The organism is Bradyrhizobium sp. 31Argb, from assembly GCF_043638955.1.
GTDB lineage: Bacteria > Pseudomonadota > Alphaproteobacteria > Rhizobiales > Xanthobacteraceae > Bradyrhizobium.
The window spans coordinates 32,791-55,558 of the sequence record NZ_JBEGDB010000021.1 but is presented as its reverse complement, the minus strand read 5'-3'; the positions used below and the strand labels follow the sequence as shown (position 1 = coordinate 55,558).

Here is a 22,768-nt window from a genome sequence, read left to right as displayed (position 1 = left end):
ATTGGCCGTCAGTCAAAACGAATCGTTCCATCCAAAGCTTGAATCACAGCCAAGCACGAATGAGAATCCTGAATCCCGACAGACCCTAGGACAGGGAGCAGGCGGAGAGGAGGGCGCCATGAAGATCGACGGACAATGTCACTGCGGCTTCGTGACCTACGAGGCCGATATCGACCCCGAGCGTGTCTCGATCTGCCACTGCACGGATTGCCAGACGCTGACCGGCTCCCCCTACCGCGTCACCGTGATCTGCGCCGGAGACGCAATACGCCTCACGGGCAAATCGCCGAAAATCTATGGGAAGGCCGGCGACAATGGCCGGATCCGCTTCCAGCATTTCTGCCCCGAATGCGGTTCCCCGCTGTTTACGAGCGGCGAGGACGGGGGCCCCGAGGATTGGGGTATCCGCTGGGGCAGCATCCGCCAGCGCGACCAATTGCAGCCCCGGCGCCAAATCTGGTGCCGCTCGGCCGCGCCCTGGATCAACGATCTCAAGGCGTTGCCGGGGCTTCCGACTGAATGATGGCCCCGACCTTGCGCCTAGGGGCAGGGCGAGGGTAAAGAAGCGGGCGAGGGCGGCTAGCTCAGCTGGTTAGAGCATCTCGTTTACACCGAGAGGGTCGGGAGTTCGAATCTCTCGCCGCCCACCACAAGCCCCGCTGCCCGCGCTGGGATTTCAGGGGCCAGGTAGCTCCGGAACAGTCATGTTGGTCGATTTGGCCTCCGACAAGAAGGCGTCGACGGCAAATTGGGCAAGCGGCGCGAGGGATTCCCTGATCTGACAAAGCTCGGCGAGTGTGAACGTCTTTAGCTGGCCCTCGGTAATCGTCAGCTCTTCAGAACAAATCGATCGGACGATAAATATCTCGGCGTGAAAGTTGCCACCGGTAATCGGGTGGTTTGAACCAACGCAGCGAGCGAGATGCTGGAAGCTCTCTGCCGGCAGACGGCAGCCCAGTTCTTCGTGGATCTCACGGGCGATACAGTCCCTGAAAGTCTCATTGCCTTCGCGTCGGCCACCAAAAAGGCTGATCTTGCCGGGATCAACGATACCGGGCTTGTCGTCGCGCAATTGCATGAGAAAGCGACCATCTGTATCGATCACGATGGCCGCGGCGCCTTCTCTCAAGCTCATGATGATCCTCGCTGGCACATTACCCATAATGTCGCCAGCACGGAGCCGCAACGGCTGCATTTCATCAGATGGGCAAGAATAGCGCATCAGTCCCGATTGAGCTCGCGCGAATGCGCTTCGATCGTGCGATGCAGGAATTAGACAAAAAGATCCAAGAGAAGAGGCAGGCTGAGCGAGCGCAACGCGAAAGGGAAAACCTTATACGCAAATCAGAGAGGGTTGCGGAGCGCAAAGAGGCGCGCATGGACCAGCCTTCGCCCTGCGGGCTTCGGCTCGGCAAGCCGGAGTACGTAGGGCGAAGACTGTCGCGCCGAAGCTCGCAGAGCAAAGGCGGACTGGTTTGGTTAGCAAGTGAATCTTCGAGCAAGGCGCCGCTCAACGAGCGACGCAAGCTCCGCCGATCTCACGCCGTCTTCGTGAACATCGTCAGGACACCGTCGGCGATGTTGATGGCAACGACTTGCGACGACGTCATGCCCTTGGCCTTGAGCGCGGATAGCGCCTGCGGCGTCGCGTCGATGGTCTTCCGAAGTGACTGCATGTCCTCATCGCTCGTCTGCGAGATGATCTCATCGACTTTCGAGCGCACCGCCGGCTGCAGTTCCTTGACGTCGACAACCTGTATGGTCCGTATAACGGTGCCGGGCTCGGACTGAGCGGGCGGCGACTCCGCCCCACGTTGCGAGGGAGTTCCCTGCGCCAGCACCAAAGCCGGTGTTCCGAGGCAAAGAGCTGCAATGATGGCGGATGCCGTAAAGATGCGCATGGTCATGCCTTTCCAGGTTGAAGACCAAACAAGTCCTATCCGGGAAATCTGGTTGGCATCTGCTTTTCATGTGGCCATTCGGTGAAAGCAATGCGGCCTCAATGCGCGGCGCTGCGCTCGCCGGAGGATTGGCGATGCGCTCAACCGGGTGATATCATTGCGTGAAAACCCGGGGAGCTGCCCATGCGAGTCTTTGTTGCCGCCGTGATGGTCGCGCTGATGGCCGGATCGGCGTTCGCGCAGAATGCCGTGCCGCAATATGGCGACGTCGACAAGGACAAGAGTCCGTCGCAGAAGGAGGAAGAGCGCAACGCCGAGCGCGCCTACAAGAGATCGCTGCGCAACATTCCCGACAAGGCGGGGCCCAGCGATCCCTGGGGCGCCGTGCGCAGTGACAACGCGGCCCCTTCGGCCACCAACACGACGCAGAAGAAACCCAAGACCGGCAGCGCCGCGAAGCACGCGCCGCAATGAGATATTTCGTCTGCAAGCTTGTTCCGCCGCGTCCGACCTTTCCGCAGGACATGACACTTGGCGAGGCCGAGATCATGCAGGCTCACACGGCCTATTGCGGGGAACTGCTGCGGGCTGGCAACGCGATTGTGTTTGGCCCGGTGGCTGATCCGGCCGGCGTCTGGGGGTTAGGCGTGCTACAATTGCCTGACGATGCCGACCCGCAGACCATTCTCGCCAACGATCCCGTCATGAAGGCCGATGCCGGCTTCACCTATCAGGTGATGCCGATGCTGCAGGCTGCGACGAAAGAGACCTGCTGATGGACGCCGCCCTTGGCCACGAGCAAAACGCCGACCAGATCGCCTACTGGAACGGGCCGGGCGGCCAGCGCTGGGCCGACCGGCAAGCGGCGCAGGACGTCCTGCTGGCTCCGGTCCTCGACATCCTGATCGATCGCGCCAGGCCGAAGACAAGCGAGCGCGTCATCGACATCGGCTGCGGCAGCGGCGCGACCACCGTCGCGTTTGCAGGGAAGGTCGGGCCGTCCGGCCACGTGCTCGGCATCGACGTATCAGGCCCGATGCTCGAGCGGGCGCGGCAACGCGTGACGCCGGGATTGTCGCTGGAGTACGCGCTCGCGGATGCAACGGTGTACCCGTTCGCTCCCGCAAGCTTCGACCTGTTGGCGTCGCGATTCGGCGTGATGTTCTTTGCCGATCCCGCGGTGTCGTTTGCGAATATGAGGAAGGCGCTGCGATCGTCAGGGCGGCTTGCGTTCATCTGCTGGCGCGAGCCGCGCGAGAATCCATTCTTCATGACGCCGTTGCAGGCCGCCTACAAACACGTGCCGAAATTGCCGCAGCAGGGGCCCGAGGATCCCGGGCCGTTCGCGTTCGCCTCGGAAGAACGTGTGCGACGCATCCTCGGCGCGGCCGGCTTTACGAATGTGGAGATGGAGCCGTGCCCGCTCTCGCTCGATGCGGCGATCGGCGGCGGCCTCGATGGCGCCGTACAAGGCGCGCTCGAGATCGGGCCGGTCAGCCGGGCGCTGCAGGATCAGCCACCTGAACTCCGCGCCGCTGCCGCCGGTGCGATCCGCGAGGCGCTCGCGCCGTTCGTCAAAGGCAATTCGGTGATGCTGCCCGCCTCGATCTGGATCGTGACGGCGAAGGCTTCGTAGCAGCCCACCGTCATTGCGCCCTTACCGTCATTGCGAGGAGCGATAGCGACGAAGCAATCCATGCTTCCGCGCATGTGGAGGGATGGATTGCTTCGCTGGCGCTCCCAGTGACGGGGGAGAAAGCTTGCGTACGTAACCGCTACGCCCGCTCTTCCCAGATCATCGCGAGATGCACGATAGTCTGCACCGCCTTTTCCATGTCCTGCCGGCTCACCCATTCCAGGCGCGAGTGGAAGGCGTGCTCGCCGGCGAAGATGTTGGGGCAGGGCAGGCCCATGAACGAGAGGCGCGAGCCGTCGGTGCCGCCGCGGATCGAGGTCTTCACCGGTGTCAGGCCGGCGCGGCGGATGGCTTCGCCCGCGTAGTCGATGATCTCGGGGTGACGGTCGATCACCTGCTTCATGTTGCGGTACTGCTGCTTGACCTCCATGCGATAGGTCGAGCGCGGATAGGCCTTCATCACGTCCTTGACGATGGCCTCCAGCAGCGCCTCCTTCTCCTTCAGCCCGGCTTCCGTGAAATCGCGCATGATGAAGTCGAGCCTGGCCTGCTCCAGCGCGCCCGAGATCGCGATCGGATGCAGAAAGCCTTCCTTGCCTTCGGTGGTTTCCGGCGAGCAGGTGGTCTTCGGCAGCCGCTCGACGATCGCGGCGGCGATCTTGATCGCGTGCTCCATCTTGCCCTTGGCGAAGCCGGGATGGGTGGAGACGCCTTCGATCGTGATGCTGGCGCCGTCGGCGGAAAAGGTCTCGTCCTCGATATGGCCGGCGGTTTCGCCGTCGATCGTATAGGCGAAATCTGCGCCGAGCTTCTTCAGGTCGACCTTGTCGACGCCGCGGCCGATCTCCTCATCGGGCGTGAACAGGATCTTGATGGTGCCGTGCTTCACTTGGGGATTGTTAACGAGGAAATGGGCGGCATCCATGATCTCGGCGACGCCGGCCTTGTTGTCCGCTCCCAGCAGCGTGGTGCCGTCGGTGGTGATGATGTCGTTGCCGATCTGGTCGGAAAGCGCTGGGTGCTCGGCGGCGCGAATCACCTGCGCGGGGTCGGCTGGCAGCGCGATGTCGCCGCCGCGATAGTTTTTCACGATCTGCGGCCGCACATTCCTGCCGGTGCAGTCCGGCGAGGTGTCCATGTGCGAGCAGAAGCAGATCACCGGCACCTTCTTGTCTGATGTGGCCGGGATGGTCGCGTAGACGTAGCCATGCTGGTCCAGATGGGCGTCGCTGAGCCCCATCGCCTGCAATTCCGAGACGAGGAGGCGGCCGAGATCCTTCTGCTTCTCGGTGGAAGGGCAGGTTGGCGATTCCGGATCGGACTGAGTATCGATCACGACGTAGCGCAGGAAGCGCTCGGTAACGGTGTGTTTGAAATCAAGCGTTGGAGCCAGCATGGTGACCGCAAGTCCAAGAGGGGGACGAGAGAGGGATTGGGCTAGTTCTATAACAGAAAAGCGCCACTCCGGGGGCCGCGTCGAAGAGCCGGAATGGCGCTGACTGAACGAAGGGGCTCGGCCGGTCACTTGGCCGATCACTTGGCCGATCAGATGGCTTCCTTGAGTTCCTTCGCCGGGCGGAAGGCGACCTTCTTGCTGGCCTTGATGTGGATCTGCTCGCCGGTGGCGGGGTTGCGGCCCATCCGGGCGGCGCGCTTGCGCACCTGCAGGATGCCGAGGCCGACGATGCGAATGCGCTCGCCCTTCTTCAGGTGCTTGGTGATTCGCGTCACGACGTCGGTCAGGATGCTTTCGGCCTGCTTCTTGGAGAGTTCCTGGTCTTCGGCGATCGCCGCCGCCAGATGCTTCAGGGTGATGGTCGCCGGGGTCGCTGCTTTCTTCGCCATGTGTGGCCCTCCTCGTGATGAACGGCTTAAAGAAGCGTTTTCGAACGAAGCGGATGCTGAATCGTTGGGGAAAACGCGTCGACGGGAGATCTGGAGCCCTTGGGGGTCTCGATGGCGAGGGTCCAGGAAACCCTGACATTTCAGGCCTTATTCGATTCGGACCCTGACTGACTACGCCGTTTCGCCCGAAAATCGGCCACTTCCCGCATCGAAACCGCAAAACCGCCAAACGTCGCAGCTACGAAACGGTTGTGCGAACTGGTCCGTTCGCAACAACTGAAGCCGCCGAGTTGCCGGCGGGAAGTTTGGCGAAGGGGACGGATCGAAAGTCGAGCGCGGAGCTAACTGTTTGAAACACATCGCCAAAATGGCGCGAGAGACGGGGCTCGAACCCGCGACCTCCGGCGTGACAGGCCGGCGCTCTAACCAACTGAGCTACTCCCGCGTGATGCGCAATTCCGCGAGACGTGGGGGACTTAAAGGGGCGGTCTTTTGAAGTCAAGGACGTTGAGATTCCCTGGGTCCTGCAGGGCTTTGCAGTGTGTTGATGGGGAATCAGCGGCGCTGCACGGAAGGCTCCGCGTTTCCTGCCTCGAGGCGACTCGCCGGGTTCCATCAGATGGCAGGCCGGAAGCTGTTCCGATCAGAGGCGCTTGGAGGTGCCATCGTATTGCCACAAGCATAGAGCGAATTTACTTCGAGTAGCGACCGGCGCGTGCCGCTACCTTTGGAATTGCGAGACCTGTCATGGAGTCGATATAGAACTGTTCTGAGAACTCTTCTGATTGAGCTTCGACACTATCAGTTTCACGAGGGCCGGGCTTTGCAATCGGTATTGTTCGCCATACTGCTGTCCGCGGGGCCGATTGCGGTGCTCGCGCACGGTTTCGCCGGGACCGGCTCGACAATCACCGGTCTGCTGATGGCCGCGCCAATTGCTGCGCTCCTTCTTCTGGCGAGATGGCGTGAATTCAGGCCCGACATTTGCGACGTGCTGTTCGTGCTGTTTTGTTGCGGCATCGCGCTCTCGTTCGCAGTCAACGGCGTCGCTGCGCCGAAAGAGGCCGCCCTTCTGGGGTTGTCGCTCGCGGCCTATCCCGCGGTCAGGGTGAGCTCCCGTTGTGGGCAAGTTCCTCAAGCCTTCGTGGTCGTCACAGGCGCGATCGTGGCGGTCGGAGCCGTCGTCACCCTGGTGGCGCTGCTTGGTCAATGGAACGACCACCATGGTAAGCCGCTGGTCTTTGACGAGTACGACGCTGCGCCGGCGCAATTCACGACAGCGCTTGGCTTGCTGCTTCTGGCGCTGGCCTGCACAGAACTCAATTGGCGACGGACTGCATGGATTTCGATCCTCGCGGCCGTGCCCCTGGCCATCTTCGCGGCGTCGATGGTACGCTACTCCTTCATCGTGATCGTGGTGGCGCTGCTCGCAGCGATGTTGGTTGCCAAGGCCGGCCAGCGCAAATTCATTGCTGTGATCGTGTGCGTCACGATCGCTTCGGTTGCGCTTGGCGCAGTCGTCAGGTCATCAACAACGCTCAGATTCGCCAAGCTCGCCGAAGCGGCGTTGGGTTTTCAGGTTGCGGAGCCGGGCAACGATGAATCGCCGGCGCCGCCGGTTTCGCCGCCGGCAAGTGCACTGCCAGCCCCCGCCGCATCAGGCCGCGTTGCTACCGAGGCGGCTCCGCCAGTGCCAGCGCCTCCGCCTTCGCAAGCTTCCTGTCCTTCGATCGACCCGGACAATTCGATCATCATCCGGCAGCAGCTCTACAAGGACGCCTTCGCGTTGCTGCCGGAAGCGGGGCTGACGGGACTGGGACTGGACGGTTTCCCCCAGCGGTCGTGCCTGAAAGGCTTCCAGGTTCACAACTCGATCCTGCAGGCCATCATCGAATTCGGCTGGCCGGCGGGTATCTTCCTCATCCTGTTGCTCTATCACGCGATGGGAACGCGGATGGTCTCGCTGGCGAGGATCAATCGCGAAGCCCGCTTTGTGCTGTGCAGCCTGGTGTTCACGCTTATGCTGAGCATGGCGCATGGCAGGATCAGCAGGGACCTCGCATTGTTCCTGTTTCTGGGATACGCCGCAAAGCTGCGAAGCAGTGCGCTCGATATTGAAGAGCAAGCCTGGGTATTCGGAGACGGTCCGATCAGGACCATTCCGGCACCGGGCGTCGGCGCTCGCTTGAACGCCGCCTGACGGCGGAGGTCGCCCGATCCCAGGCCCAGGCTAGAATTCGTAGAGGTCGCGGCCGCGGCGGGCCAGATTCCTGAGATCGGCCAATGTGCCGCGGACGGCGTTGCAGCAGCGGCACTCGATGACCGTGTCACCGGATGCGGCGGCCGGTCTCTCCAGCTTGATCGATAGGCTGCCGCAATCGGTGCAGACGATCTTGAAGCCGGAGGAGTATGTTTCCTGATGCAGATTCATCGGCGGCGAGGGTCCTACTGGCCTTCTCTATACGCGCCGAAATTTAAGCTTGGGATCGCAACGTCAATTGCAATCGAACGATTGCGTTAGCGCTTGTTAACGCTGGCTGTCTGGCCGGGTGGATAAATCCAGCGTTGGCCGTCCCAGGGCCAGCGCGGCGTCACGGACCGATCGTCGCGTGTTGACGAGGATGATGCCGCTGGCGTGGACCCAGACTGCGAGGTCGGATTTGCTGTCGCCGGCGTAGATGAAGCCTTCCGGAAATAGCTCGCGGAGCAACGCGGCCTTGGCCGGTCCCTTCAGGTTTCCCTTGCCGTCGGAGGCGAACACCCGATCGAAGACGGGCAGGCGGAATGCGAGTTGGGCGGCGAGCACGGCGTCGGCGGCGGTAGCAAGCACGATCATGCGACCAGCCGTCTGCTCCCGGTGCGCCAGCGCGACAACCTCCTGATGGAATTCGAGCTGATCCCAGTCGATGCGGTTGCGCAGCGCAAGCTGGCGCTTGAGCGCGGCGCGTCCTCGCAAAAGCCATCTGGCGCAGGCGAGCACGATCAGCGGATTGCGGCGCAGGATCGAGAAGAAGCTCTTGTAGAGCAGATCGCCCTTGATGAGCGTGCCGTCGAGGTCCAGCACCAGCGGCATCGATATCGGGAGGCCGAGCAGCGTATCCGCGGCGGCGTCGGCTGCATCCGGCCGCTTCAGCGGCGTTGGGGCCATGTCCAGGGTAAGGTCAGTCACGCATCGCACTCAACTGGTTTGGAATCGTGCAAGCCACGATCTCGCGTCCGCCGCTTCGGTTCGCCTTGCAGTCGCGATAGCCGAGATTGCTTGCGACGGCTGATCCGCTCTGGTCGGAGGACGACACGATCAGCACCTGCGGCGCGCCTCGATTGGCGCTCTGGAATTTTGCCAGCTCAGCGGCATCGCGCTTGCTTTCCCAGTCGGCGGTCGCGCGCAGGAAATCGTGCGACGGCACATATTGCAGCGGAAAATAGCCGAAATAGCGGGTCGAGGGCAGTGTGGAGGAGAGACCTGCGCCGCGGGCAGCCAGCGCCGCGGTCTGGGCCGCATGCAGAGTGGGGCGAATGCGCCAGGCGAACAGGGAGCTGTCGCGCTGGGCGATCAAGTCGGCGTTGACGAAGGTCTTGCCGGGATTCTCGCGGCCGATCTCAAGCTCGCTTTCCAAAACCGGCGCCCAGCTCTTGTAGGCCACCGTGCGGATCGCGGTCTGGCCGACCAGGCCGGCGATCGCGGCCAAGCACAGGATGCGCACCAGCGCTTCGTGCGGCTGGCGACTCGCGATGAAGAGCGCGACCGCGATCCAGCTATAGGGAGCGAGCCGTTCCGACAGCAGCGCCGAGCCAGTCTTCAGGTTGAGGAGCGACAGCAGCACGACAAGGACGAAGAAGACGGGCCAGGTCAGGTTGCCCGACCGCAAGCTGCGCAGCGCCGTGGCGCCGGCCACCAGCACCGCCACCAGAAGCGGCGCCAGCGCTACCACCTCCCAAGAGGTGAAGGTGAAGAGGTGCGTGGCGGCAACGATCCGGCGCAGGATCTGCGTGATGCCGCCTTCGCCGCCCGGCACATCGCCGGGAATGTTCTGATAGGTCAGCAGGAAGCCTGCGATCAGGACCAGCACCGGCATGGCCGCGGCAGCGGCCCAGGCGCCATCGATGAGCAATCGTCGGCCGGCGGCGCGCGGGCCGGCGTGCTCCAGCGTGCGGAGCGCACGGGCGATACCGTCAGCCGCAAGCAGCAGGCAGGCGGCGACCACGGAGGTGATGTGGGTCAGGTAGAGGGCCGCCAGGAACAGTGCGGTGGCGAGGAAGGTGAAGGTGAAGATGTCACCGCGCCCGCGCACCTTGCTCCAGAAGCTTGCGAACAAGAGGAACAGCGGCACGCCAAGAGCGAAATTGTAGAAGCCCCAATGGATGAAGACGCCGAAGGCGACCGGCAACAGCAGCAGCATCGGCAGCAGCGGCCGCTCGGTCTCAGTGCGGGACACCACAAAGGCGGCCGCAATCCAGATCAGCCCGTACAGGCTCAAGAACAGCGTGTTGGCGAGCAGCGGATTCCCGGTCAGCCGGATCAGGCCGGCGAGCAACAGATAGATTGCGGAGTTCGGTTCGATGCGCGAATTCCACTGGTAGAAGGAGGCGGCAGGCTCCTGCAGGACGCCACCCCAGCCGAGGCGGGCGATCAGGTCGGCCTGTGCCAGATGCACCGGGCCGTCCTGGGTCGGTACCAGCTTGACCAGCCAGACCGGGCCGTCGAGCAGAAGCGCCAGCGCGGCGAAAGCCAGCGTCGCGACCGCGACGCCGGCGTAGTTTCGTGGGTCGCTCAGAGAAGCCGTCATCGACATGGTCAGTGACCCGTGCTGAGACGAATGAGGTCCGAACTGGTCAGGCTGTTGAGCAGCGGCAGGTCGACGAAGGTCAGGATGCCGAACAGCGCCATGGTGACGGCGGCGGCGATCAGCATGGACGGCTGGCGCATCAGCTCCTCAGGCCGCGCGGCCGCGGAATCCGGGGTCAACGCGAGCCGCATATAGGCGGCGAACAGCGCGATCAGGAACGGGATCGCGACGATGTATTCGATCCGGTACTTGATCAGGAAGATCGCCATCATGAAAGCGAAGCCCTGGGCGTAGACGAGGCAGCTCGTCACCAGGCTCGAATGCGTATAGACGGCGAAGGAGGGGCGATAGGCGGCGAGGTTGGCGGTGCCGCCGGCCTCGACGATGGCGCGATGCTCGGAGACGCGCTTGGCCGCCATCAGGAAGGCGCCGCCGAACCAGTAGGCAAGCAGGATCGAGATCGGCGGGGCGATATGCGGGACCACCGCGAACCAGCCGAACAGAAAGCGCAGGGGATTGTTGAGGGACTCGACGATGACGTCGAGGAAGGCGCGATCCTTGGCGCGGATCGGGCGCACGTTGTAGATGACGCCGAAAGCGGCGAATACGACGGCGGTGAGGGCAAAGCTCCGGCCAAGCTGGTTGGCGACGAGCAGGCCCACGCCGGTCAAGAGGATATACTGGGCGAAGACGATGCTGGGCGACATCGCGGTCTGCACCGCCGGACGCGCGCGCTTGGTCGGGTGCATGGCGTCGAAGGGGGCATCGAGCCATTCGTTGATGGTGTAGTTGGCCGATGACAGCGCCATCGCGACGAACAGGCAGGCGAGCAGGCGCTCTCCCACCGTCGCGTAATCGACCGGTCCGGTCCCTGCCATGATCATGGCGAAGGCGACGCCTGGCACGATCAGCACGTGCTTGATCCAGTGATCGGGCCGGGCGATGGCGATGTAGTCGGCGAGACCCGCCGACGGCGGCGCGTAGTGGGTGACGGACATGCAATCCTCCAGGCTGCCTCTGTGCCGCATCGGGGCGGATGCGACGGAAGATGCCTTGGAAGGGCAGCGATCGTGCCGCAGTGGCTGACGAAGGCCGTCAGGGGCACCGAAACCCAGGTAGCGCGGTTAACGGCGGTAGCGGAGGCGGGGTTTTCGGGATTTTGCGCCCTCGGCATGGGCCATCATACAGCCGAATCCCGGTCGGCGGCGGCGAAACGTGGGGGGCGATTTCGTCAGCCTATGCGCCGGATTGGTACAGGCTGTTCCAAACCGGGCAGGCCGTCAGCTTCGCAAGCCCACCAAACAACAAAGCCGCCCGGAGGCGGCCTTCTGTGCCATTCTTAGGAAATGCGCGGGTCAGCGGACCGTGGAGGTGCCTGAGCTGGTAATCGCCACCGGCTTGCCGGCCTTCACCACCTGGGTCTGGGCGGTCTGCGTGAATTCCGAATTGTTGCGCGCGGCGATACCCAAGGCTGCGACCGCGATGCCCGCCACCAGCGCGACCACCACGATCTTCAGGTGGGTCGAGCGATCCGCCGAGTGAATTGAGTGGTTCATCTTGCGCCTCCGGGCGAGCTTTGCCGCCGCCTGTTGGGGAAAGAGGTACCCTTGGTCTGTTTCAGAATGGTTTCGCGGGTTCCCCAAAATGGTTTCATTGCGCGGCGGGATTGGTTTCGTGCGAGGCTGCAGGACGCCGGGGCTAAAGGAAAAAAGTCACAAGCGACGGAGGATTCCTTGGGGATAACGCCGCTACAGGGGGTGGCGGGCCAACATGCCGTGTCGGCCCGACAGGACCGCCGCGGTTCAACTAAACGAGAGGTGCGCAGAGATGGCCGGGCGATTATTGGCCACTGTGGATTTTGGCGATCGGGAGCTGCAAATCTGGGGCACGAACCTTCGAGGTCACGCGTTCTTCATCTTGGGCGAGAACGCGCGCTTAACACCGGTTGATCGGAGGCGGCCTAGCCCGACGGAGCTTTAAAATAGCTTGTCTTGCGCCCTCTGTTGCGCTGCGCTAAGGCTCAAGAATAATTCCAATGACACGAATCTGCGGCTGTCCGAAACCGCAGCAAGAAGGCACCGCCGATGAACGGCATCCTGCAGAATTATCTTCCACTTGTGGTGTTTATCGGGGTCGCAGCCGTGATCGGCCTGGCGCTCCTGATCGCGCCATTCCTGCTCGCATTCCAGCAGCCCGATCCGGAAAAGCTCTCCGCTTATGAATGCGGATTCAACGCTTTTGACGACGCCCGCATGAAGTTCGATGTCCGCTTCTATCTGGTGGCGATCCTCTTCATCATCTTCGACCTCGAAGTGGCGTTTCTTTTCCCCTGGGCGGTGGCGTTCGGAAAGCTGGGCGCGACCGGGTTCTGGTCGATGATGGTGTTTCTGGCCGTGCTGACGGTCGGCTTTGCCTATGAATGGAAGAAAGGCGCGCTCGAATGGGATTGAGCCCTACTGCCGCAACGTCCCGGCCGGCAATCGCGCCGGCGCCGAGGGGCATCCTTGATCCCGCCACCGGCAAGCCGGTCGGCGCCAATGATCCGTATTTCCGCGACATCAACCACGAGCTCTCCGACAAGGGTTTCTTCGTCGCGGCCGCCGACGACCTGATCACCTGGGCCCGTACCGGCTCGCTGATGTGGATGACGTTCGGCCTGGCCTGCTGTGCGGTCGAGATGATGCAGGTCTCGATGCCGCGCTACGACGTCGAGCGCTTCGGATTCGCCCCGCGTGCTTCGCCGCGGCAGTCGGACGTGATGATCGTCGCGGGCACGCTGACCAACAAGATGGCGCCGGCGCTGCGCAAGGTCTACGACCAGATGCCGGAGCCGCGCTACGTGATCTCGATGGGCTCCTGCGCCAATGGCGGCGGCTACTACCACTATTCCTATTCGGTGGTGCGCGGCTGCGACCGCATCGTGCCGATCGACATCTACGTGCCGGGCTGCCCGCCGACGGCGGAAGCGCTGCTCTACGGCGTCTTGCTGCTGCAGAAGAAGATTCGCCGCATCGGCACTATCGAACGCTAAGGTATTACGTCATGGACGACGCCAAGCTCGACGCCTTGGGGCAGACGATCGTTAGCGCGCTTCCCGGCGCGGCGAAGGCGCATTCGGTTGCGTTCAATCAGCTCACGGTTGATGTGGACGCGGAGAAGATCGTCGACGTCGTCAAGCACCTGCGCGACGATCCGGCCCTGCGCTTCGTCAACTTCACCGACGTGACCGCGGTCGACTACCCCGAGCGGGACAAGCGGTTCGACGTCGTTTATCACTTCCTGTCACCGACGCTGAACACACGGATCCGCCTGCGCGCGGAGGCCGACGAGAACACGCAGGTGCCGTCGATCATCGAGGTCTTTCCCGGCGCCGACTGGTTCGAGCGCGAGACCTACGATCTCTATGGCGTGATCTTCACCGGCCATCCCGACATGCGCCGGCTCCTGACCGATTACGGCTTCGACGGCCATCCGCTGCGCAAGGACTTTCCGCTCACCGGCTTCGTCGAGGTTCGCTACGACGACGAGGAGAAGCGGGTGGTGTACGAGCCGGTGCGCCTCAACCAGGAATTCCGCAAGTTCGATTTCCTCTCGCCTTGGGAAGGTGCGGATTATCCGCTGCCGGGCGATGAGAAGAGAAGTGGCGAATAGCGAATGGCGAGTGGCGAATAGGGATGATTGTTGAGCGACCCATCGATCAGCTCGTACCGGGACCTAAGGGTGTGGCAGGATGCCATGATCTTAGCGGAGTCCTGCTATCGCTTGACGGGGCGATTTCCTCGCGACGAGCTGTTTGGCCTGACATCCCAGGTCAGGCGGGCTGCGGCTTCTATTCCCGCCAATATCGCGGAAGGTCATGGGCGCGAGAGTACAGGCAGTTTCGTGCAGTCGCTGCGCGTGTCGCAGGGCTCTCTGAAGGAATTGGAAACTCATCTCTTGCTGGCGGAGCGGGTCGGCATTCTGCCTGCATCCGAACTGGAACTGGTAATGGGGCGGTGCGAGAGTTTGGGCAAAATGGTTCGAGCGTTGATACGCTCCCTGCAGGACAAGTCCGCAAAATGACGTTCGCTATTCGCTACTCGCCATTCGCTATTCGCTTGGCAGCGGGAGCTGCACCATGAACGAGCAACCTCAAAACCTGCGCAACTTCACCATTAACTTTGGACCGCAGCATCCGGCCGCGCACGGCGTGTTGCGCCTCGTGCTCGAACTTGATGGCGAAGTAGTCGCGCGCGTCGATCCGCATATCGGGCTCTTGCATCGCGGCACCGAGAAGCTGATCGAGCACAAGACCTACCTGCAGGCGATCCCGTATTTCGACCGGCTCGATTACGTCGCGCCGATGAACCAGGAGCATGCCTTCTGCCTCGCGGCGGAAAAGCTGCTCGGAATCACGGTGCCGCGGCGTGGGCAACTGATCCGCGTGCTCTATTGCGAGATCGGCCGCATCCTGTCGCATCTGCTCAACGTCACTACGCAGGCGATGGACGTCGGCGCGCTCACCCCGCCGCTGTGGGGCTTCGAAGAGCGCGAGAAGCTGATGATGTTCTACGAGCGCGCCTCCGGCTCGCGCATGCATGCGGCCTTCTTCCGCGTCGGCGGCGTGCACCAGGACCTGCCGCCGAAGCTGATCGACGATATCGATGCGTGGTGCGACCCGTTCCTCAAAGTGGTGGACGACCTCGATACGCTGCTCACCGGCAACCGCATCTTCAAGCAGCGCAACGTCGACATCGGCGTGGTGTCGCTGAAGGAAGCCTGGGAGTGGGGCTTCTCTGGCGTGATGGTGCGCGGCTCCGGCGCGGCCTGGGACCTGCGCAAGGCGCAGCCCTACGAATGCTATGCCGAGATGGATTTCGACATTCCGATCGGCAAGAACGGCGACTGCTACGACCGCTACCTGATCCGGATGGAAGAGATGCGCCAGTCGGTGCGCATCATGAAGCAGTGCATCCAGAAACTGAAATCGCCCGACGGGCAAGGGCCGGTCGTCGTCGAAGACAACAAGATCGCGCCGCCGCGGCGCGGCGAGATGAAGCGCTCGATGGAAGCGCTGATCCATCACTTCAAGCTCTACACCGAGGGCGTGCACGTACCGGCCGGCGAAGTCTACGCCGCGGTGGAAGCGCCCAAGGGCGAGTTCGGCGTCTATCTCGTCGCCGATGGCACCAACAAGCCCTACAAGTGCAAGATCCGCGCGCCGGGCTTTGCCCATCTGCAGGCGATGGACCACATCTGCACGGGCCATCTGCTCGCCGACGTCTCGGCGATCCTCGGCTCGCTCGACATCGTGTTCGGAGAGGTCGATCGGTGATGGTGCAGCCGCCCATCCAGTTTGACCGCGCCTCAGGGGCTCTCGAAGGAGCCAACCTGTGGGAGCGGACGGCTGCGCTGGCGCTGTCGACCGGTTCGAAGATCTCCTCGCACTTTTCCCACATGGGCTACATCGCCTGCGCTAACTTGCTGCGCAAGACGCTGCCCGAGCGCAACATCGCCATCCGGCTCAATGAGGACGCGGTGTTCGAGTTTCCCTATGGCGACGGCTATTGGAGCAAGCTGCTCAACCGATCCTACCATTACGAGGACGAGCTCGAGCTCCTGTTCAAGGATTCCGCCGACGTCGACTACACGCTGATCGATTGCGGCGCCAATTACGGCTACTGGTCGGTGCTGGTCTCGAGCAAGCCGTTCGGTTCGCAAAAGGCGATCGCGATCGAGCCGTCGGGACAGAATTTTCCGAAGCTTGCGAATAACGCTGCGATCAACGGCACCCGCTTCGAGACGATGAAATGCGCGATCGGCGCGGGCAGGGGCACGGCAAAACTCTCCGGCACCAAGCATGAGGCGTTCAGCATCGCCGGCGACCAGGCCGACGGCGAGGAAGTGCCGGTGATCGCGCTCGACAATCTGCTCGACGACGGCAAGATCGAGCTGAACGGAAAATATCTGATCAAGCTCGACGTCGAGGGCGTCGAGATCGAGGCGATGAAGGGCGGCGTCCGGCTGATGCAGGGCGACAGCGTGCTGCTCTGCGAGGAGCATGGCAGCGATCGCAAGCACACCGTGTCGCGCTACATCCTTGAAGAGACCCCGCTCAAGCTGATCGTCTACGATCCCAGCTCCAATCGCCTTGAAACCGTGACCGAGCTTTCGATCCTCGATCGCATCAAGGTATCGACCCATGTCGGCTACAACGTGTTCGGCACCGCAAGCGCCTTCTGGCAGGACCGGATCAACGCGCTGAATGCGAAGACCGTTCGCCGCATGCAATGAGAGAGTAAGAAATGTCGGTCCGTCGCCTCGCCCCGAAGGAATTGCAGCCCGCGAGCTTTGCGTTCACGGAGGAGAATCTCGCTTTCGCCAAGCAGCAGATCGCGAAGTATCCGCCGGGACGTCGGGCCTCCGCGGTGATCGCAATCCTGTGGCGGGCGCAGGAGCAGAACGAGGGCTGGGTTTCGGAAGCCGCGATCCGCACCGTCGCCGACCTGCTCGAAATGCCCCACATCCGCGTGCTGGAGATCGCGACCTTCTACACGATGTTCCAGTTGCAGCCGGTCGGCAAGAAGGCGCATGTCCAGGTCTGCGGCACCACGCCATGCCGCCTGCGCGGCGCGGGCGATCTGATCGAAGTTTGCCAGCATCGCATCAGTCACGAGCCCTTCGAATTGTCGAAGGACGGCAATTTCAGTTGGGAAGAGGTCGAGTGTCTGGGCGCCTGCGTGAACGCGCCGATGGTCCAGATCTGGAAGGACACTTACGAGGATCTGACCAAGGAGAGCTTCGGCAAAGTGCTGGATGGTTTCGCCTCCGGTAATCCGCCGAAGCCGGGCCCGCAGGTCGACCGTCAGTTCTCGGCGCCGGCGGGTGGACCGACCACGCTGAAGGAAACCACATGAGGCCTGGTCTCGCATGGCAGCGGGCGGGAAGGGAGGTCGCGATGAAACACTGGCGTTACATCGCTCTCCACGCGGCGGTCGCCGCCGCGTTCATTTTCCTGCTGCAGCGCTATGGGCTGAACGCCTCGCTCGAATCCAGCCTGTTGTGGGCGCTGACCTTCGGCGGATGCGCCGCGGGGCTCGCTTACGCCCAGGCCAATCGTTGATGTTTGGAAAGTTCTAGGCATGCTCGACGACAAGGACCGCATCTTCAAGAACCTTTACGGCCTCCACGATTGGGGCCTCGAGGGCGCGCGCCGCCGTGGCGCCTGGGACGGCACCAAGGCGATCATCGACAAGGGCCGCGACTGGATCATCGCCGAGATGAAGGCTTCCGGCCTGCGCGGCCGTGGCGGGGCCGGTTTTCCGACCGGCTTGAAATGGTCGTTCATGCCGAAGGAATCGACCGACGGCCGGCCGAGCTATCTCGTGGTCAATGCCGACGAGTCCGAGCCGGGGACCTGCAAGGACCGCGAGATCATGCGGCACGATCCGCATCTCTTGATCGAAGGTTGCCTGCTCGCGAGCTTCGCGATGAACGCGCATGCCTGCTACATCTATGTCCGCGGCGAATTCATCCGCGAGCGCGAGCATCTGCAGGCTGCGATCGATCAGGCCTATGAGGCCAAGCTGATCGGCAAGGACAACGTCAATGGCTGGCCGTTCGACCTCTACGTCGCCCATGGCGCCGGCGCCTATATCTGCGGCGAAGAGACGGCGCTGTTGGAAAGCCTCGAGGGCAAGAAGGGCCAGCCGCGGCTGAAGCCGCCGTTCCCGGCCAATGTGGGCCTGTTCGGCTGCCCGACCACCGTCAACAACGTGGAGTCGATCGCGGTTGCACCGGATATCCTGCGCCGTGGCGCGGCCTGGTTCGCCGCGATCGGCCGGCCGAACAATGTCGGCACAAAGCTGTTCTGCATCTCCGGCCATGTCGAGCGGCCCTGCAACGTCGAAGAGGCGATGGGGATCCCGTTCCGCGAGCTGATCGAAAAGCACTGCGGCGGCATCCGCGGCGGCTGGGACAATCTGAAGGCGGTGATTCCCGGCGGTTCTTCGGTGCGCATGGTGCCGGCCGAGCAGATCATCGACACGCCGATGGATTTCGACTCCTTGAGCAAATTGCGCTCGGGCCTCGGCACCGCGGCCGTGATCGTGATGGACAAGTCGACCGACCTGATCCGGGCGATCGCGCGCATCTCCTATTTCTACAAGCATGAGAGCTGCGGCCAGTGCACGCCGTGCCGCGAGGGCACGGGCTGGATGTGGCGCGTGCTCACCCGCATGGCCGAGGGGCGCGCGCACAAGCGCGAGATCGACATGCTGCTCGAGGTGACGAAGCAGGTCGAGGGTCACACCATCTGCGCCCTCGGCGACGCAGCCGCTTGGCCGATCCAGGGCCTGATCGCGCATTTCCGTCATGAGATCGAAGCACGCATCGACCAATATTCGCACAAGGCCGATATTGACGGCGTCGGCGTGCTCGATCCCGCGCACATGGTGGCGGCGGAGTGATCTTGATGTCGCAACCAAGCTTCTGGTGGCAGAGATACGGGACGCTTGCGCAGATGGCGCAGGCGGCCGTGGCGCTGCTCGGCTTTGTTGCGATCCTGTTCCAGATCAACGAGCTACGCACCGGCAGTCGCGCCTCCAGCGCGCGTCAGGCGTTTCTCGGCTACACCGATCTTGCCTTCAGGAACCCGAAATATTCGCAACCGGACTATGAGCGGATCAAGGCGGCCACCCAGGAGGACCAGGTGCAGTACGAGAGCTTCGTCTCGTACTTCCTCTATGCCTGCGAGGAGGCGATGTCGGCGTTTGCCAATCGGCGCGAATGGGCGGCTTCCTGCGACTACGATTTGAGACCGCATCTGCCGTTCCTCTGCGCCAAGAACGCCGCCGAGCCGGCCTATCTCGCGACCTACAGCGCCGACACCCAGCAATGGGTTAAGGCTTCACTGAAGACCGCCAGCGTCGTGCCGCCCGACTGCAAGCTGGGAAAGACGTAAAGAAATGACCAAACTGATCATCGATGGCAAAGAGATCGATGTGCCGCCGGAATACACGCTGCTGCAGGCGTGCGAGGCCGCCGGCGCCGAAATCCCGCGCTTCTGCTACCACGAGCGGCTGTCGATCGCCGGCAACTGCCGGATGTGCCTCGTCGAAGTGAAGGGCGGCCCGAAGCCGGTCGCGAGCTGCGCCTGGGGCGTGCGCGACTGCCGTCCGGGCCCCAAGGGCGAACCGCCGGAAATCTCCACCCGCTCGCCGATGGTGAAGAAGGCGCGCGAAGGCGTGATGGAGTTCCTGCTGATCAACCATCCGCTGGACTGCCCGATCTGCGACCAGGGCGGCGAATGCGACCTGCAGGACCAGGCGATGGGCTATGGCGTCGACACCAGCCGCTTCGCCGAGAACAAGCGCGCGGTCGAGGACAAATATCTGGGCGCGCTGGTCAAGACCTCGATGAACCGCTGCATCCAGTGCACCCGCTGCGTCCGGTTCTCCGCGGAAGTGGCGGGCGCCCCGGAAATGGGCGCGACCGGCCGCGGTGAGGACATGGAGATCACGACCTACCTCGAACACGCCCTGACTTCGGAATTGCAGGGTAATCTCGTCGACATCTGTCCGGTCGGTGCGCTGACCTCGAAGCCCTATGCCTTCGCCGCTCGTCCCTGGGAGCTCGGCAAGACGCAGTCGGTCGACGTCATGGACGGCGTCGGCTCGGCGATCCGGGTCGACACCCGCGGCCGCGAGGTGATGCGGATCCTGCCGCGCATCAACGAGGCCGTGAACGAGGAGTGGATCTCCGACAAGACCCGCCACATCGTCGATGGCCTGCGTACCCAGCGGCTCGACCGGCCCTATATCCGCGAGAACGGCAAGCTCCGCCCGGCCTCGTGGCAGGAAGCCTTCGCGGCGATCGCGGCCAAGACCGGCCGGGTCGACGGCAAGCGGATCGGCGCCATCGCCGGCGACGTTGCCGCGGTCGAAGAAATGTTCGCGCTGAAGGAACTGCTGGCGAAATACGGCTCGTCCAACCTCGCCGTGCAGGGTGGCGATGCCTTCGATCCGAAGGCCGGCCGCGGCAGCTACATCTTCAACCCGACGATTGCAGGCATCGAGCGGGCGGATGCGCTCCTGATCATCGGCTCGACCCCGCGCAAGGAAGCCGCGATCATCAACGCCCGCATCCGCAAGCGCTGGCGCTCCGGCCAACTCAAGATCGGCGTGATCGGCCCGAAGGCGGACCTGACCTACGACTACGACTATCTTGGCGCCGGACCGGAGACGCTCGCGACGCTCGCCGCCGGCAAGCATTCCTTCGCCGACGTGCTCAAGAATGCCAAGAACCCGATCGTGCTGGTGGGCGCCGGCGCGTTCGCGCGCCAGGACGGCGCGGCGGTGCTGGCGCAGGCGGCGAAGCTTGCGGTCGACTTCGGCGCGCTGAAGGACGGCTGGAACGGGTTCGGCGTGCTCCACGATACCGCCTCCCGCGTCGGCGCTCTCGATATCGGCTTTTCGGCCGGCGCCGGCGGCTTGAATGCGGCGCGGATGACGACCTCCGGTGCGCTCGACGTGCTGTTCCTGCTCGGCGCCGACGAGATCAAGGTGTCGGACGGAACGTTCGTCGTCTATATCGGCACCCATGGCGACCGCGGCGCCCACCGCGCCGACGTGATCCTGCCGGGCGCGGCTTACACCGAGAAGTCCGGCATCTACGTCAACACCGAGGGCAGGGCACAGATGGCCGCCCGCGCCGCCTTCCCGCCCGGGGAAGCGCGCGAGGACTGGGCGATCATCCGCGCGCTCTCGGACGTGCTGGGCAAGAAGCTGCCTTACGATTCGCTGGCTGCCTTGCGCCACGCGCTGTTCAAGGCGGTGCCGCATCTGATGCGGATCGACCAGATCGAGCCTGGCAAGGCCGACGATATCAAGGCGCTTGCGTCGAAGGGCGGAAGCGCCGACAAGGCGGTGTTCCAGAGTCCGGTCGAGGACTTCTATCTGACCAACCCGATCGCCCGGGCGTCCGCCGTGATGGCGGAATGTTCGCGCCTGGCCTCGGCGCGGATGCTGACGGCAGCGGAGTGAGCGTGACCTGATGGCTGATTTCTTCGCAAGCTCGTTCTGGACCGGCTTCCTCTGGCCGCTGATCATCATGCTCGCCCAGAGCGTGCTCCTGCTCGTCGTGCTCCTGATCGCGATCGCCTACATCCTGCTCGCCGACCGCAAGATCTGGGCGGCGGTGCAGATCCGCCGCGGCCCCAACGTGGTCGGTCCATGGGGACTGCTGCAATCCTTCGCCGACCTGCTGAAGTTCGTGCTGAAGGAGCCGACGATCCCGGCCAGCGCCAACAAGGGCGTGTTCCTATTGGCGCCGCTGGTGTCCTGCGTCCTCGCGCTCGCCGCTTGGGCGGTGATCCCGATGGATTTCGGCTGGGTGATCTCCGACATCAATGTCGGCGTGCTCTACATCTTCGCGATCTCCTCGCTGTCGATCTACGGCATCATCATGGCCGGCTGGTCGTCGAACTCGAAATACCCGTTCCTGGCCGCGCTTCGCTCCGCGGCGCAGATGGTGTCCTATGAGGTCTCGATCGGCTTCGTGATCATCACCGTGCTGCTCTGCGCCGGCTCGCTCAATCTGTCCGCAGTGGTCGAAGCGCAGAACACCCGTGGGCTGGCCCACCTGATCGGCCTGCCGCAGCTCACCATCCTGAACTGGTACGTCTGGCCGCTATTCCCGATGTTCGTGGTGTTCTACGTCTCGTCGCTGGCGGAAACCAACCGTCCGCCCTTCGACCTCGTGGAAGCGGAATCCGAACTGGTCGCGGGCTTCATGGTCGAATACGGCTCGACGCCGTATCTTCTGTTCATGCTTGGCGAGTATGTCGCGATCACCACGATGTGTGCGCTGGCGACGATCCTGTTCCTCGGCGGCTGGCTGCCGCCGGTGGCGCTGCCGCCGTTCACCTGGATCCCCGGCGTGATCTGGTTCGCGCTGAAACTCTTCTTCATGTTCTTCCTGTTCGCGATGGCGAAGGCGATCGTGCCGCGCTACCGCTACGATCAACTGATGCGGCTTGGCTGGAAGGTGTTCCTGCCGCTGTCGCTGGCGATGGTGGTGGTCGTGGCCGCTGTGCTGCAATTCGCCGGCATCGCGCCGAAGTGAGGCCGTCATGAATATCAACGCAACAGCCCGCTCGCTTCTGCTCTCGGAATTCGTCTCGGCGTTCTTCCTCGCCATGCGCTATTTCTTCAAGCCGAAGCCGACCATCAACTATCCCTTCGAGAAGAACCCGATCTCGCCGCGGTTTCGCGGCGAGCATGCGCTTCGCCGCTATCCGAACGGCGAGGAGCGCTGCATCGCCTGCAAGCTGTGCGAGGCGATCTGCCCGGCGCAGGCGATCACGATCGAGGCCGGCCCGCGCCGCAACGACGGCACCCGCCGCACCGTGCGCTACGACATCGACATGGTGAAATGCATCTATTGCGGCCTGTGCCAGGAGGCCTGCCCGGTCGATGCCATCGTCGAGGGACCGAATTTCGAATTCGCGACCGAGACACGCGAGGAACTCTACTATGACAAGGCCAAGCTGCTCGCCAATGGCGACCGCTGGGAGCGCGAGATCGCCAAGGCGATCGAGCTCGATGCGCCGTACCGTTGAG

General features: G+C 63.3%; 27 protein-coding genes and 2 tRNA genes. 19 read left to right on the top strand and 10 right to left on the bottom strand.

The features are described 5' to 3' along the window. Positions 1 to 118: 118 nt before the first annotated feature. Positions 119 to 523: a GFA family protein gene (locus tag AAFX91_RS06595; protein WP_130577035.1), complete on the top strand. Its 405-nt coding sequence runs from the start codon at positions 119 to 121 to the stop codon at positions 521 to 523. A gap of 50 nt (positions 524 to 573) precedes the next feature. After that, positions 574 to 650, top strand: a tRNA-Val gene (locus tag AAFX91_RS06590). A gap of 26 nt (positions 651 to 676) precedes the next feature. On the opposite strand, the gene AAFX91_RS06585 is transcribed toward AAFX91_RS06590, so the two are convergent. Continuing rightward, positions 677 to 1,135, bottom strand: a complete 459-nt coding sequence (locus AAFX91_RS06585; RefSeq protein WP_130577034.1) for an NUDIX domain-containing protein — start codon at positions 1,133 to 1,135, stop codon at positions 677 to 679. A gap of 403 nt (positions 1,136 to 1,538) precedes the next feature. Continuing rightward, positions 1,539 to 1,901 carry a hypothetical protein gene (locus tag AAFX91_RS06580; RefSeq protein WP_245475647.1) on the bottom strand — a complete coding sequence of 121 codons (363 nt, stop codon included), beginning with the start codon at positions 1,899 to 1,901 and terminating at the stop codon, positions 1,539 to 1,541. 183 nt (positions 1,902 to 2,084) lie between these two features. Between AAFX91_RS06580 and AAFX91_RS06575 the strand changes: the two genes are divergently transcribed. Genes AAFX91_RS06575 through AAFX91_RS06565 form a run of 3 tightly spaced genes read left to right on the top strand, consistent with a single transcriptional unit; the run spans position 2,085 to position 3,537 of the window. Then, the gene (locus AAFX91_RS06575) at positions 2,085 to 2,375 is read left to right on the top strand and encodes a hypothetical protein (RefSeq protein WP_130577032.1); all 291 of its coding nucleotides are present in this window, start codon (positions 2,085 to 2,087) and stop codon (positions 2,373 to 2,375) included. Then, the gene (locus AAFX91_RS06570) at positions 2,372 to 2,677 is read left to right on the top strand and encodes a YciI family protein (RefSeq protein ID WP_130577031.1); all 306 of its coding nucleotides are present in this window, start codon (positions 2,372 to 2,374) and stop codon (positions 2,675 to 2,677) included. Before AAFX91_RS06575 ends, AAFX91_RS06570 begins: the two co-directional genes overlap by 4 nt. Beyond that, positions 2,677 to 3,537, top strand: a complete 861-nt coding sequence (locus AAFX91_RS06565) for a class I SAM-dependent methyltransferase (RefSeq protein ID WP_130577030.1) — start codon at positions 2,677 to 2,679, stop codon at positions 3,535 to 3,537. Before AAFX91_RS06570 ends, AAFX91_RS06565 begins: the two co-directional genes overlap by 1 nt. Positions 3,538 to 3,676: 139 nt before the next feature. On the opposite strand, the gene pepT is transcribed toward AAFX91_RS06565, so the two are convergent. The 3 genes from pepT to AAFX91_RS06550 all read right to left on the bottom strand — a co-directional run bounded on the left by pepT (position 3,677) and on the right by AAFX91_RS06550 (position 5,827). After that, positions 3,677 to 4,933 carry a peptidase T gene (gene pepT, locus AAFX91_RS06560; RefSeq protein WP_394565915.1) on the bottom strand — a complete coding sequence of 419 codons (1,257 nt, stop codon included), beginning with the start codon at positions 4,931 to 4,933 and terminating at the stop codon, positions 3,677 to 3,679. A 149-nt stretch (positions 4,934 to 5,082) separates the two neighbouring features. Continuing rightward, positions 5,083 to 5,382 (bottom strand): HU family DNA-binding protein, encoded by a 300-nt coding sequence (locus AAFX91_RS06555; RefSeq protein WP_027580650.1) that lies wholly within the window; start codon positions 5,380 to 5,382, stop codon positions 5,083 to 5,085. Between the two features lie 368 nt (positions 5,383 to 5,750). Beyond that, a tRNA-Asp gene (locus tag AAFX91_RS06550) sits at positions 5,751 to 5,827 on the bottom strand. A gap of 390 nt (positions 5,828 to 6,217) precedes the next feature. On the opposite strand from AAFX91_RS06550, the gene AAFX91_RS06545 reads away from it, so the two are divergent. Further along, positions 6,218 to 7,582 carry an O-antigen ligase family protein gene (locus tag AAFX91_RS06545; protein ID WP_394565914.1) on the top strand — a complete coding sequence of 455 codons (1,365 nt, stop codon included), beginning with the start codon at positions 6,218 to 6,220 and terminating at the stop codon, positions 7,580 to 7,582. A 30-nt stretch (positions 7,583 to 7,612) separates the two neighbouring features. On the opposite strand, the gene AAFX91_RS06540 is transcribed toward AAFX91_RS06545, so the two are convergent. The 5 genes from AAFX91_RS06540 to AAFX91_RS06520 all read right to left on the bottom strand — a co-directional run bounded on the left by AAFX91_RS06540 (position 7,613) and on the right by AAFX91_RS06520 (position 11,725). Continuing rightward, positions 7,613 to 7,813, bottom strand: a complete 201-nt coding sequence (locus tag AAFX91_RS06540) for a hypothetical protein (RefSeq protein WP_130576962.1) — start codon at positions 7,811 to 7,813, stop codon at positions 7,613 to 7,615. A 96-nt stretch (positions 7,814 to 7,909) separates the two neighbouring features. After that, positions 7,910 to 8,551: a haloacid dehalogenase-like hydrolase gene (locus AAFX91_RS06535; protein ID WP_394565913.1), complete on the bottom strand. Its 642-nt coding sequence runs from the start codon at positions 8,549 to 8,551 to the stop codon at positions 7,910 to 7,912. Further along, complete coding sequence (locus AAFX91_RS06530; protein WP_394565912.1) at positions 8,544 to 10,169, bottom strand: hypothetical protein; 1,626 nt, start codon at positions 10,167 to 10,169, stop codon at positions 8,544 to 8,546. The genes AAFX91_RS06535 and AAFX91_RS06530 overlap by 8 nt, the downstream gene beginning before the upstream one ends. 8 nt (positions 10,170 to 10,177) lie before the next feature. Next, positions 10,178 to 11,167: a UbiA family prenyltransferase gene (locus AAFX91_RS06525; protein ID WP_394565911.1), complete on the bottom strand. Its 990-nt coding sequence runs from the start codon at positions 11,165 to 11,167 to the stop codon at positions 10,178 to 10,180. A 357-nt stretch (positions 11,168 to 11,524) separates the two neighbouring features. Then, the gene (locus tag AAFX91_RS06520; RefSeq protein ID WP_130576959.1) at positions 11,525 to 11,725 is read right to left on the bottom strand and encodes a hypothetical protein; all 201 of its coding nucleotides are present in this window, start codon (positions 11,723 to 11,725) and stop codon (positions 11,525 to 11,527) included. A 528-nt stretch (positions 11,726 to 12,253) separates the two neighbouring features. On the opposite strand from AAFX91_RS06520, the gene AAFX91_RS06515 reads away from it, so the two are divergent. From AAFX91_RS06515 to nuoI, 13 genes are read left to right on the top strand one after another with little or no spacing between them, the layout of a single operon-like run. Beyond that, positions 12,254 to 12,619, top strand: coding sequence for an NADH-quinone oxidoreductase subunit A (locus tag AAFX91_RS06515; protein ID WP_027580654.1), 366 nt, complete (start codon positions 12,254 to 12,256; stop codon positions 12,617 to 12,619). Beyond that, positions 12,610 to 13,200, top strand: a complete 591-nt coding sequence (locus AAFX91_RS06510; protein ID WP_130576958.1) for an NADH-quinone oxidoreductase subunit B family protein — start codon at positions 12,610 to 12,612, stop codon at positions 13,198 to 13,200. The genes AAFX91_RS06515 and AAFX91_RS06510 overlap by 10 nt, the downstream gene beginning before the upstream one ends. Positions 13,201 to 13,211: 11 nt before the next feature. After that, positions 13,212 to 13,820, top strand: a complete 609-nt coding sequence (locus AAFX91_RS06505; RefSeq protein ID WP_394565910.1) for an NADH-quinone oxidoreductase subunit C — start codon at positions 13,212 to 13,214, stop codon at positions 13,818 to 13,820. A 30-nt stretch (positions 13,821 to 13,850) separates the two neighbouring features. After that, positions 13,851 to 14,231, top strand: coding sequence for a four helix bundle protein (locus tag AAFX91_RS06500; protein WP_394565909.1), 381 nt, complete (start codon positions 13,851 to 13,853; stop codon positions 14,229 to 14,231). 55 nt (positions 14,232 to 14,286) lie between these two features. Beyond that, positions 14,287 to 15,483: an NADH-quinone oxidoreductase subunit D gene (locus AAFX91_RS06495; protein WP_130576955.1), complete on the top strand. Its 1,197-nt coding sequence runs from the start codon at positions 14,287 to 14,289 to the stop codon at positions 15,481 to 15,483. Beyond that, complete coding sequence (locus AAFX91_RS06490) at positions 15,483 to 16,442, top strand: FkbM family methyltransferase (RefSeq protein ID WP_165420952.1); 960 nt, start codon at positions 15,483 to 15,485, stop codon at positions 16,440 to 16,442. Before AAFX91_RS06495 ends, AAFX91_RS06490 begins: the two co-directional genes overlap by 1 nt. 11 nt (positions 16,443 to 16,453) lie before the next feature. Continuing rightward, positions 16,454 to 17,065, top strand: a complete 612-nt coding sequence (gene nuoE, locus AAFX91_RS06485) for an NADH-quinone oxidoreductase subunit NuoE (RefSeq protein ID WP_394565908.1) — start codon at positions 16,454 to 16,456, stop codon at positions 17,063 to 17,065. Between the two features lie 41 nt (positions 17,066 to 17,106). After that, on the top strand, positions 17,107 to 17,271 hold the full coding sequence (locus tag AAFX91_RS06480; protein ID WP_165420951.1) for a hypothetical protein: 165 nt from the start codon (positions 17,107 to 17,109) through the stop codon (positions 17,269 to 17,271). A gap of 19 nt (positions 17,272 to 17,290) precedes the next feature. After that, positions 17,291 to 18,616, top strand: coding sequence for an NADH-quinone oxidoreductase subunit NuoF (gene nuoF / locus AAFX91_RS06475; protein ID WP_394565907.1), 1,326 nt, complete (start codon positions 17,291 to 17,293; stop codon positions 18,614 to 18,616). Between the two features lie 5 nt (positions 18,617 to 18,621). Then, positions 18,622 to 19,110, top strand: coding sequence for a hypothetical protein (locus tag AAFX91_RS06470; protein WP_394565906.1), 489 nt, complete (start codon positions 18,622 to 18,624; stop codon positions 19,108 to 19,110). A 4-nt stretch (positions 19,111 to 19,114) separates the two neighbouring features. Further along, positions 19,115 to 21,190, top strand: coding sequence for an NADH-quinone oxidoreductase subunit NuoG (gene nuoG, locus AAFX91_RS06465; protein WP_394565905.1), 2,076 nt, complete (start codon positions 19,115 to 19,117; stop codon positions 21,188 to 21,190). A gap of 10 nt (positions 21,191 to 21,200) precedes the next feature. Continuing rightward, positions 21,201 to 22,271, top strand: a complete 1,071-nt coding sequence (gene nuoH / locus AAFX91_RS06460) for an NADH-quinone oxidoreductase subunit NuoH (protein ID WP_394565904.1) — start codon at positions 21,201 to 21,203, stop codon at positions 22,269 to 22,271. Positions 22,272 to 22,278: 7 nt separating this feature from the next. Further along, positions 22,279 to 22,767 (top strand): NADH-quinone oxidoreductase subunit NuoI, encoded by a 489-nt coding sequence (gene nuoI / locus AAFX91_RS06455; protein WP_027580664.1) that lies wholly within the window; start codon positions 22,279 to 22,281, stop codon positions 22,765 to 22,767. Position 22,768 lies beyond the last annotated feature (1 nt).

Excerpts from the sequence above, each read along its gene's own strand:
- AAFX91_RS06540 (WP_130576962.1), bottom strand. The coding sequence starts at position 7,813 with ATGAATCTGCATCAGGAAACATACTCCTCCGGCTTCAAGATCGTCTGC.
- AAFX91_RS06575 (WP_130577032.1), top strand. The coding sequence starts at position 2,085 with ATGCGAGTCTTTGTTGCCGCCGTGATGGTCGCGCTGATGGCCGGATCG.
- AAFX91_RS06495 (WP_130576955.1), top strand. The coding sequence starts at position 14,287 with ATGAACGAGCAACCTCAAAACCTGCGCAACTTCACCATTAACTTTGGA.
- nuoE (WP_394565908.1), top strand. The coding sequence starts at position 16,454 with ATGTCGGTCCGTCGCCTCGCCCCGAAGGAATTGCAGCCCGCGAGCTTT.
- AAFX91_RS06595 (WP_130577035.1), top strand. The coding sequence starts at position 119 with ATGAAGATCGACGGACAATGTCACTGCGGCTTCGTGACCTACGAGGCC.
- pepT (WP_394565915.1), bottom strand. The coding sequence starts at position 4,933 with ATGCTGGCTCCAACGCTTGATTTCAAACACACCGTTACCGAGCGCTTC.
- nuoG (WP_394565905.1), top strand. The coding sequence starts at position 19,115 with ATGACCAAACTGATCATCGATGGCAAAGAGATCGATGTGCCGCCGGAA.
- AAFX91_RS06520 (WP_130576959.1), bottom strand. The coding sequence starts at position 11,725 with ATGAACCACTCAATTCACTCGGCGGATCGCTCGACCCACCTGAAGATC.
- AAFX91_RS06580 (WP_245475647.1), bottom strand. The coding sequence starts at position 1,901 with ATGCGCATCTTTACGGCATCCGCCATCATTGCAGCTCTTTGCCTCGGA.
- AAFX91_RS06530 (WP_394565912.1), bottom strand. The coding sequence starts at position 10,169 with ATGACGGCTTCTCTGAGCGACCCACGAAACTACGCCGGCGTCGCGGTC.
- AAFX91_RS06585 (WP_130577034.1), bottom strand. The coding sequence starts at position 1,135 with ATGAGCTTGAGAGAAGGCGCCGCGGCCATCGTGATCGATACAGATGGT.
- AAFX91_RS06570 (WP_130577031.1), top strand. The coding sequence starts at position 2,372 with ATGAGATATTTCGTCTGCAAGCTTGTTCCGCCGCGTCCGACCTTTCCG.
- AAFX91_RS06565 (WP_130577030.1), top strand. The coding sequence starts at position 2,677 with ATGGACGCCGCCCTTGGCCACGAGCAAAACGCCGACCAGATCGCCTAC.
- AAFX91_RS06470 (WP_394565906.1), top strand. The coding sequence starts at position 18,622 with ATGTCGCAACCAAGCTTCTGGTGGCAGAGATACGGGACGCTTGCGCAG.
- nuoF (WP_394565907.1), top strand. The coding sequence starts at position 17,291 with ATGCTCGACGACAAGGACCGCATCTTCAAGAACCTTTACGGCCTCCAC.
- AAFX91_RS06525 (WP_394565911.1), bottom strand. The coding sequence starts at position 11,167 with ATGTCCGTCACCCACTACGCGCCGCCGTCGGCGGGTCTCGCCGACTAC.
- nuoH (WP_394565904.1), top strand. The coding sequence starts at position 21,201 with ATGGCTGATTTCTTCGCAAGCTCGTTCTGGACCGGCTTCCTCTGGCCG.
- AAFX91_RS06505 (WP_394565910.1), top strand. The coding sequence starts at position 13,212 with ATGGACGACGCCAAGCTCGACGCCTTGGGGCAGACGATCGTTAGCGCG.
- AAFX91_RS06515 (WP_027580654.1), top strand. The coding sequence starts at position 12,254 with ATGAACGGCATCCTGCAGAATTATCTTCCACTTGTGGTGTTTATCGGG.
- AAFX91_RS06480 (WP_165420951.1), top strand. The coding sequence starts at position 17,107 with ATGAAACACTGGCGTTACATCGCTCTCCACGCGGCGGTCGCCGCCGCG.
- AAFX91_RS06555 (WP_027580650.1), bottom strand. The coding sequence starts at position 5,382 with ATGGCGAAGAAAGCAGCGACCCCGGCGACCATCACCCTGAAGCATCTG.
- AAFX91_RS06510 (WP_130576958.1), top strand. The coding sequence starts at position 12,610 with ATGGGATTGAGCCCTACTGCCGCAACGTCCCGGCCGGCAATCGCGCCG.
- AAFX91_RS06490 (WP_165420952.1), top strand. The coding sequence starts at position 15,483 with ATGGTGCAGCCGCCCATCCAGTTTGACCGCGCCTCAGGGGCTCTCGAA.
- nuoI (WP_027580664.1), top strand. The coding sequence starts at position 22,279 with ATGAATATCAACGCAACAGCCCGCTCGCTTCTGCTCTCGGAATTCGTC.